Annotated in this window: 1 protein-coding gene; it reads left to right on the plus strand. The window is 66.0% G+C overall.

Annotated elements, in window-relative coordinates; genetic code table 11:
- Window positions 1–1167: LLM class flavin-dependent oxidoreductase (locus tag ASC60_RS00045; RefSeq protein ID WP_055545438.1), on the plus strand; the 1167-nt coding region annotated here is incomplete at its 5' end.
- Window positions 1168–1202 lie beyond the last annotated feature (35 nt).

Here is a 1202-nt window from a genome sequence, read left to right on the forward strand (position 1 = left end):
ATGGACTTCATCCTCATGACCGAGGGGGACACCCCGGTCGGGCTCACGCATGAGCACCGCTACCGGGAACTGGTCGAGGAGGTTCTGCTCGCGGAGCGCGTCGGCTTCGACGCCTTCGGCAGTTCCGAGCAGCACGTCGCCCTCGGGACGGCCTCGGTCTCCGCTCCGGAGGTCCTCTACCCGTACCTGATGGCTCTCACCAGCCGGATCCGCTTCATCCACCTGGTGACACTGCTGCCGACACGGATGAACCACGCACTGCGCGTGGCCGAGCGCGTCGCGACCGAGGACATCCTCTCCAACGGCCGCGTCGAACTCGGCACCGGACGCGGCAACACCACCCTCGCCCTGCGCGCGTTTGAGGTGGACCCTTCCGAGAACAAGGCTCAGTGGCGTGAGGGCATCGAGCTGATCCGGAGCGCGTTCCTCAACGACGTATTCTCGTACGTGGGCGAGCACTACAAGGTTCCGCCGCGCAGCCTGGTCCCCAAGCCCCTGCAGGGCCCCTACCCGCCCATTTCGGCCGCCGCCGGCAGCCCGAGCTCGGTCGAGACGGCCGCCTCGATGGGTATCGGCGCCATCATGGGCGGCCTCTACCTCGGGTTCGACCTCGTCGAGAACATGGTCAAGCTCTACGACGACACTCTCGCCGCCACCAACCACCCCTACCCGATCACGCCGCGCAAGATGGTCGCGGTCGCCGGTGGTATGCACTGCGCCGAGACCACCGCCCAGGCCCGCCTCGAGGCGAAGCCCCTGTTCGAGATGGCCAAGCTGTCCACCGACGCATATGAGCGCCTGTCGAAGCTGTCGAAGGACTACGCCTACATGGGCGCTGTCAAGGACATCGACTTCAACGACGAAGAGTACATGTTCGAACGCTCCCAGGGCTTCATGGTCGGCGACCCCGAGCACTGCATCGAACACGTACAGCGCTACGCCGACATGGGCGTCGACGCACTCGTCCTGCGTGTCGACAGCCTCCCCCACGACCAGCTGATGCGCTCGATCGAACTCTTCGGCAAGTACGTCATCCCCCGCTTCAAGCACCCCCGCAACGTCGTGCGCTCGGCCGACGACGTACTCGCCGAGATCCGAGCCGCCCGCCCCGCCCACGAAGAAGCACTCCGCCAGTTCCAGTCCCAGCACACCCCCACCCACCACTAAGGAGACCAACCGATGACCAACCTCTACCACCACGG

The organism is Streptomyces sp. NBRC 110028 (assembly GCF_001417735.1).
In the GTDB taxonomy this organism is placed as follows: Bacteria; Actinomycetota; Actinomycetes; order Streptomycetales; family Streptomycetaceae; genus Streptomyces.